The 7,495-nt window shown below is 62.6% G+C and carries 6 protein-coding genes; 5 read left to right on the top strand and 1 reads right to left on the bottom strand.

Annotated features, from left to right (window positions below):
• Positions 1-290: 290 nt before the first annotated feature.
• The 4 genes from hypA (at position 291) to DMP08_RS06745 (ending at position 3,914) form a co-directional block, all read left to right on the top strand.
• The gene (hypA, locus tag DMP08_RS06760) at positions 291-674 is read left to right on the top strand and encodes a hydrogenase maturation nickel metallochaperone HypA (RefSeq protein WP_123192179.1); all 384 of its coding nucleotides are present in this window, start codon (positions 291-293) and stop codon (positions 672-674) included.
• A 3-nt stretch (positions 675-677) separates the two neighbouring features.
• Positions 678-1,331, top strand: a complete 654-nt coding sequence (gene hypB / locus DMP08_RS06755; protein WP_123192178.1) for a hydrogenase nickel incorporation protein HypB — start codon at positions 678-680, stop codon at positions 1,329-1,331.
• 104 nt (positions 1,332-1,435) lie between these two features.
• Complete coding sequence (gene nadE / locus DMP08_RS06750) at positions 1,436-2,257, top strand: NAD(+) synthase (protein WP_123192177.1); 822 nt, start codon at positions 1,436-1,438, stop codon at positions 2,255-2,257.
• Positions 2,258-2,399: 142 nt separating this feature from the next.
• Positions 2,400-3,914 (top strand): FAD-dependent oxidoreductase, encoded by a 1,515-nt coding sequence (locus DMP08_RS06745; protein ID WP_123192176.1) that lies wholly within the window; start codon positions 2,400-2,402, stop codon positions 3,912-3,914.
• Between the two features lie 162 nt (positions 3,915-4,076).
• Here DMP08_RS06745 and DMP08_RS06740 read toward each other — a convergent pair whose 3' ends face one another.
• Positions 4,077-5,570, bottom strand: coding sequence for an FAD-dependent oxidoreductase (locus DMP08_RS06740; RefSeq protein WP_123192175.1), 1,494 nt, complete (start codon positions 5,568-5,570; stop codon positions 4,077-4,079).
• Between the two features lie 205 nt (positions 5,571-5,775).
• Between DMP08_RS06740 and DMP08_RS06735 the strand changes: the two genes are divergently transcribed.
• The gene (locus tag DMP08_RS06735; RefSeq protein ID WP_123192184.1) at positions 5,776-7,464 is read left to right on the top strand and encodes a LuxR C-terminal-related transcriptional regulator; all 1,689 of its coding nucleotides are present in this window, start codon (positions 5,776-5,778) and stop codon (positions 7,462-7,464) included.
• The last annotated feature ends 31 nt before the right edge of the window (positions 7,465-7,495 follow it).

The raw sequence follows: 7,495 nt of genomic DNA, 5'->3' as shown, positions 1-7,495 counted from the left end.
GGCCCATGGGGCCGTGTCCATGATAGGCGAAAGCTGGCTGGGCGAGCGCCTGGCCGGGGCCGCCGAGCCCCGCGAACACGGCCTGATCGGGCTGGCGTCTACTGTAATGGGGTCAATGACTCATTTTCTGGCCTGCGGCCGAAAACGAGTCATTGACCCCGTCCCTTCGTCTCATCCTCCGTTTGCGTATTCCGAGTGGCGTTCGCGCCGATGGGGCGGTTCCTGGCTTCGCGCTACGGGGTCGTTCGGCTACTATGGGCATGAACGGAAACCAGGTGCGAAGGAGCGGCATGCACGAATTAGGGATCATGACGGGCGTGATGGAGGCGGTTCAGGAGTCGGCGAAGCAGGCCGGAGCTACCAGCGTGCTCAAGGTCAGCCTCTCGGTTGGCGAGATGACCGAAGCCATCGAAGACGCGCTGGTGTTCGCGTTCGAGGCGCTGTCCGAGAACACCATGGTGCAGGGCGCTGAGCTTCAGATCACCATGGTCAAGCCGAAGTCGCGCTGCTTGGATTGCGGCACGGAGTTCGAGCATGACAGGTTCCACCTGCTCTGCCCTGAGTGCGGCAGCTTTACGACCAAGCTCATTGCCGGTCGCGAACTGCAAATTGACAGTATAGAAGTGGATATTCCCGATGAAGGCGAAGAGGACGAAGCGGAAGGCAAGGAGTGACGTATGCAGATTGATATGAAGCAACCCATCCTCGACAAAAACGACCAGCTGGCAGCTGACCTTCGCCGGCGCTTCGCTGAGAACCACGTGTTCGTGCTCGATCTGCTTGCCAGCCCCGGATCGGGCAAAACATCCACCATCTTGGCTACTATCGACGCCTTGCGCGACGAGTTCAACATTGCGGTCATCGAGGGCGACATCGCCAGCAATGTCGACGCCGAGAAGATCAAGGCGCAGGGCATTGCGGCCGTGCAGATCAACACGGGCGGTGCGTGCCATCTGGAAAGCGCCATGATCAAGCGCGCCGTCGACGTGCTTGACCTGGAGCGTTTGGACCTCATCATCGTGGAGAACGTGGGCAACCTGGTGTGCCCGACCGATTTCGACCTGGGCGAGAACATGAAGGCCATGATCTTGTCGGTACCCGAAGGCGATGACAAGCCCCTCAAGTACCCGGGCGTGTTCCAGGCGGCGGAAGCGGTGGTCCTCAACAAGGTGGACACGCTGCCCGTGTTCAACTTCGACCGCGACGCGTTCGAAGCGTCCGTGAAGCAGCTGAATCCGCGCGCTCCCATCTTCCCAATTGCCGCTACGAAGGGCGATGGCGTGGAGGAATGGGCCGAATGGCTGGCGAATCGGATCCGCGAAATCCAATAAGCGCTCTTTTCGGGACGTGCCGCCCTGGTTCGGAAGTTGGCAACACCGATGTAACAAAGGGCTTTCATACTGGGCGGACAAGCGCGGATGAAAGGGTTGTCATCATGAAAACCGACGAACAGTATCGTTTTTGCGTCAAGGCTCTGAAGGAGTACGTGGAGGACGCGGGCTTTTCCGATGTGGTCATAGGTCTTTCGGGCGGCATAGACTCCGCGCTGGTGGCCGTGATGTGCGCAGACGCGTTCGGTGCCGGACGCGTTCACGGCGTGCTGCTGCCGGGGCCGTACTCGACGCCGCATTCTCTTGAAGACGCCCAGGAGCTTGCGTCCAATCTAGGGATGGAGGCGCGCGTCGTGTCCGTTTGCGAGCCGTACGAGGCTTTCGAGCGCGCGCTTGCCGAGGCCTGCGGAGGGGAGCTGCGGGGCCTTGCAGCTGAAAACACCCAGGCTCGCTGCCGTATGACGTGCTTGATGGCGCTTTCGAACGCGCATGGCTGGATGCTGGTGAACACGGGCAACAAGAGCGAGGCCATGATGGGCTACTCCACGCTGTACGGCGACATGGCCGGCGCGTTCGCTCCTTTGGGCGGCCTGTACAAGACCGACGTGTACGCGGCGTCTCGTTGGCGCAACGCGCAAGCTGCGTCGAGCGGCCAGGTTCCGCCTATCCCTGAACGCGTGCTGACCAAGCCCCCCAGCGCGGAGCTGTCGCCCGATCAAGAGGACGAGAAAAGCATGGGGATCGACTACGCGACGCTCGACAAGCTGCTGCTGGCCCATGTCGAACATGGCCAGGATGCCGCCGCCCTCAAGGAATCGGGATTTGCCGAAGGAGACGTCGACCGCGTGCTTGCCACGGTGCGTGCTACAGCGTTCAAGCGGGCGTTGGAGCCTCCGTCGCCTGCCGGTTCGTTCTACGGGCGATGACGTCCCGGTCTTGACGCCCGGTCCGTTTTGCGCTTTGCGAAGATTGAGTGGCGGCTGGCAAGGATATCGCGACAAGCGAACGCGGCCTCACTATACTCGGAGGCGATTCGCGCTTTTATCTCGAAACGAAGGAGCCTGCTGCATGGAGCGCCGTGCCTTTTTCAAGCTTGCGGGCCTTTCCGCTACCGCGTTTGCCGCTGGGGGCATGCTGGGGGCATGCTCGTCGGTCGAGCATATATCGAACACGCTGGTGCCTTCGGCCGATTCCGATGGTGCGTCGCAGGTTTCCACGGTGGTGGCGCAGCCGCCCGTTTCCTTTTCTAACTCGGTTGACGTGCTGGTCGTGGGCAGCGGCGTTTCCGGTTTGTCTGCGGCCATGGCCCCTGCTGAGGCTGGCTACAAGGTGATGGTGGTTGACAAGTTGAGCTTGCTGGGGGGCGAAAGCTACGATGCGGACGGCATCATGCACGTGGCTGGCAGCAAGCTGCAGAAGAAAGCGGGTTTCGCGCAAAGCGCCGAAGATGCCTGGCCCGCTCGCAAAAAAGAGCTTTCCGCTGCAGGCGTTGGCAATCTCGATTTCGCGAAATCGTTGTACCTAGCCGCCCCGAGATGGGTCGACCGTCTGTCCGATAGCTACGGTGCGCAGTTTGCCGATCCGTCCACCTACGGGAAAGAGGGCGTTAACGACGCTGTCATGCTGCCGAAAAACGGCCTGGGCGACATGCAGTCCGTCATGGTTCCCCTGCGCGATGGCTTGTCGAGCAAGGGCGCGGCGTTCCAGACGGGGTACCGCGCGGTCGCGTTTATCTTGGATGAGAGCGCGGTGGTGTGCGGCATGCGCTTTTTCGTGGAAGAGAGCGGTTCGGTGATCGACGTTCGGGCTGGAGTGGTGGTGGTCGCCACCGGTGGGTTTGCCAGCAGTCAGCCGTTGGTGAGCGCTCATGCCCCCGCGCTGCTCAGGGTGGGTTGCTTCACGTACGCTTCCATGGGAGAAGGCCAGGAGTTGTGCCGACGGGCCGGCGGGCAGCTGTCGGGCATGGACGGGACCCTGCCTTTGACCAGCGATTTGCCGCAGGTGTCGGCCTGGGGTATGTTCGCTCCCACGCTGATCGTGGATGCGCAGGGGCGTCGCTTCGCGCGCGAGGACGACGTGAACGCGCCGGCGAACGCGTGCTTCAGCCAGGATCGCGGGTACTGGTGGACGGTGTTCGACAAGCGGATAAGCGACGGGTCTCAGTCTCGCAGTGCCGCTCAGATGACCAGTAAATACGCGAAACGTTTGGTGGGGCCCTGCGACGACGCAGCCGAGCTTGCCGCAGCAATCGGGGTTCCGGCCGACGTGCTGCAAGCTACGATGGAACGCTTCGACAAACTGGTTTCGGCTGGAAAGGATGACGATTTCGGCCGCACGGTGAATTTGAAAAGCTTGCAGGCTCCCTATTACGCGATCAAGCAGCTTCCCGTTCGCTACCGCACGCGAGGCGGCGTGCTGACCGACGAAAACGGTCGTCTGACCGGCACTTCGGGGGTTTCTATCCGCAACGTGTACTGCTGCGGGTCGGTGGCTGCGAACGGAGGAGAGGGCCTGGCCTCGAACGGCGCGTTCGGCATGCTGGTGGGCGAGGCTGTGGTGTCGGCGCTCGAGGCAGCGCGCTAAACGCCGGGGCTTCGCGCCGCGCGGGCGGTGCGTCGAACGTGCAGTGCGCCCCGCGCGGCAGTTTGCGCGGGCGGCGCCCGGTTTCCCCCGTCTTGCTCGATTGAAAAGAAGGGCTCGAACCGCACGGCTCGAGCCCTTTCCGAGGGAGGGGTGTGAATCAGACTACGCCTTCAGGGCTTCCACGACGGCTTTGCCGCTGATCAAGCCGCTGCCGGCATTGGGGGACAGGTCGCTGCCGCTGTCGGCAACGGTGGATCCGCAGCAGTACACGTTGGGGATGGGGTTGCCGTCCTTGTCCGCAAGCTGGCTGTTGGTGGTGATCTTCATGCCGCCGTGGGTCTTGTAGCGGTAGGGGAAGTGCTTCATGGCGTAATACGGGGCGGACAGCGACTGCAAGAACAGCTTCTTGCCGAAGTCGGCGTCTTCGCCGGCTGCCACCAGTTCGTCATAGCGGGCGAACGTCTCCACCAGGTTGGAGGCCGGCACGTCCATTGCCGCGGCCAGCTCTTCCAGCGTGTTGAAGGGGCCCACCAGGCGGTCGGCGTTGCCCTTCATGTTCAGCTCGACGTTCCACTTCTGGCTGCTGTTGATGGCCTGGTTGTCGAAGATGGTCCACCAGAAGCCCAGGCCCTGCTTGACGGCAACGTCGGGGGAGTCGTGGCTCTGGTCTTCCTTGATAAAGCGGCGTCCCTGCGGGGTCACCTGCACCTGCGGGGAGAAGTAGCCCCAGACGGTCACCTGCGCCAGGTCGCTCATGCGGTTCGCTTCCATGTCCATGTGCGTGTACACGCCGCCCAGCGCCTTGCACATCTGGTGGCCCTCACCCATGGAGTTGACCGTCAGCGGCCCCAGGCGCGACTGGCTGGGCAGGTACGTGGCAACCATTTCCTGGTTGCAGGAGAACCCGCCGGTGGCCACGATGATCTTCTTCGCCTTGATATCGACGGTCTTGCCGTTCTTCTCGTCGTTGAAGCGCACGCCGATGGGAGCGCCCTCGCCGTCGACGATGAAGTTCGTGGCGCGCAGGTTCAGCTTGTACGTGGCGCCTTTCTGCTCCAGGCCCTTCTGCAGCGGCGTGAGCACGGCCTGCATGTCGCCGATGCCGTTGCCGGGCAGCAACATGGACGTGGGAGCGCCCGTGTTCATGTAGTCGGTGATAGGCTGGAACACCGCGCCGTAGTCGGCGGCTACGCGGTCGGCCCATTCGGTTTGGCAGAGGTAGACGTCATGCTTGTAGTCCATGTCGTCCGTTTCGCCCTTTTTCTCAAGGATGGGCAGAAACTTCTGCCACTTTTCCTCGGGGTCGCCCGGAATGCCGGCGTCTTTCTGCATTTTCGAGCCCGCCACGTTCATGACGCCGCAGGCAATGAAGCTCTCGCCGCCCACGCGCTCCAGCTTGTCCACCAGCATGACCTTGAGGCCGGCTTCCACCGGATCCATGGCTGCCGACATGCCGGCAATGCCCGTGCCCAGGATGAGCACGTCCGTCTCGTCGCTGAACGAAACGGGGGCGGTGCCCACCACGTTCTCCGTACCGGTGCCGCTGCTTGCCGTGTTGTTGCTGGCGCAGCCGGCCAGCGCGCCGCCGGCGGCGATGACGGCGCCCGAGGCGATGGCCGCCTTCAAGAAATTACGACGATTCATGTTTGTTTCCATGATGGTCTCCCTCCTTTGGCCGCATCCCGTGCCGAACATGGTTTCGGCTGGCTGCGGCTCCTCCTGTTATGCGTCGCTGTTGCTGTGCGACGGGGTTCACCATACGGATGCCGGCTTGTTCCGTCACCGTCCGTTTCGGACTATATTGTGGGAGGGCTTGAATTTCTGCTGGTGGGAAGGCTGCCCATACCGTATCATGCAGAGCATGAGGGAGAGAAGCCGGGGAAAAGAAACGCATTCGTCACGCGCGAGCGTGCGTTCTTTCGTGCTTTCCGCTGCGATCGTCGCAGGCTTCGGATTGTATCGCGGCGTGAATTCCAGCGCCTACCTCTCGGCCTTCGCGTTCGTGAAGTCGCCGTTTCTGTTCGTTCCCGACCTGTTCTTCAACGTGGTGGTGGCGTGCTCGGTGGTCGTGTGCGCGGGTATCGCCGTGCTGCTGGCTTTGACCGGTCGGCTCAAGGCGTTCTCTATGCCCTACGTGTTGCCGACGGGGCTTCTGATTGCCGCCAACGCTGCCGCCCTTGCGGGGGTGGTCCTTTCGCTCCCTGCTGACATGGCCCTGCTGGTTCCGGGCGTACTGTACGGCGCAGGGTCGGTGATGCTTTCGCTGTTTTGGATCGAAGTGTTCTCAGCGGAAAAGCCGAGCGTAATTGTTACGCAAATTGCGTTGGGCATGCTGTTGAACGTGGTGGTTTCAGCCGGGCTGACGCCGCTTGATCCTGACGTGCAGATGAAATTGAGTTGCGTGTTGCTTGTGATAGCGGCGCTGTGCGCACGGTTCGTCCGTCGTGTGCTGCCGCACGCGTGCGCCGAGGGTGCGCCGCTCGCGGGCGCCGATGCCGGCGCGGGCGATGCGCGTGCGTGCGAGCAGGGCGAGGGCGCTCCCGCGTTCGTCAATGCGGATGCAGGAGCAGGCGCGGGCGCAGGCGCGGGCGGCCAGGACAAGGCTTCTCTCCGCACGCGGTTTGCCGCGTATCGTGATGCGTTTTTGGAGTTGGGCGATTCCGTAGTGGCGTTTTTCGTGCTGGAAGCCGTCATCGGGCTTTTGAACAGTTTCATGTTGACGGGGTCCCTTGATTTCGAAGGCTCCGGCAAGGTGTCGTCCGGGGCCATCGTGGGCGCGATCATCGTGTTTTGCTTCGTCGTGTTCGTGATGCACCGCATGCCGAAGGTGTCTACGGTGTCGCGCGTTATCATGCCGGTGTTGGCTGCCATGTTGGTGTTTCTCCCGTTTCTCAGCGAAACGTACAACCTGGTGTTCTATATGCTCTTGCTGGGTAGCTACTACTTCGTGGCGCTTTTGATCACGTACCTGGTGGCCGAAGTCGCGCATGTGCGGCGCGTGTCTCCGTACGTGCTCATGGGCGTGACGATGGGCGTCGCGCGCGTGTTCTTGGTCGTTGCGTTGCTGGGTGGGTTCGCCGCGGCGGTTGCGGGAGGCGGGCCGAGCGACGAAGGCGAGCACACCATGCGCTACCTGGTGATTATCGTGGTGGTGCTGTACGCGTTGTGCATGGCGCTCGTGTTCTTCTCGCGGGATCGGAAGCGTCGCCGCGAAGGGGCTAGCCAGTCGGCTGGTCGGGATGGCCCGCGCGTCGACGGCGCGCTTGCGGCTGCGCAGGCGGATGCTGCGGCGACGCAGGCCGATGCGGCGTCCGAAGGGGAGCGCGCGCTTGAATCGCGCTGCGCCGCCGTTGCTCGGGAAGGCGGCCTGACGGAGCGCGAGGCGGAGGTGCTGGTGTATCTGGCACGGGGTCGCACGAAGGCCTATATTGCCGAAGCGCTGTTCGTGACCGAAAACACGGTTCGCAGCCACGTGCGCAATATTTATTCCAAGCTGGGCATCCATACGCGTCAGCAGCTCATCGATTTGGTGGAGTCGCCGCGTTCGTAATCGTTTTGTTCCCTGCAATACGCCTGCTGGT

Origin of the sequence: Paraeggerthella hongkongensis (assembly GCF_003726035.1) — a bacterium.
In the GTDB taxonomy this organism is placed as follows: Bacteria; Actinomycetota; Coriobacteriia; order Coriobacteriales; family Eggerthellaceae; genus Paraeggerthella; species Paraeggerthella hongkongensis.
The sequence above is the reverse complement of the archived record's forward strand: the minus strand, read 5'-3'. Positions and strand labels throughout refer to the sequence as shown.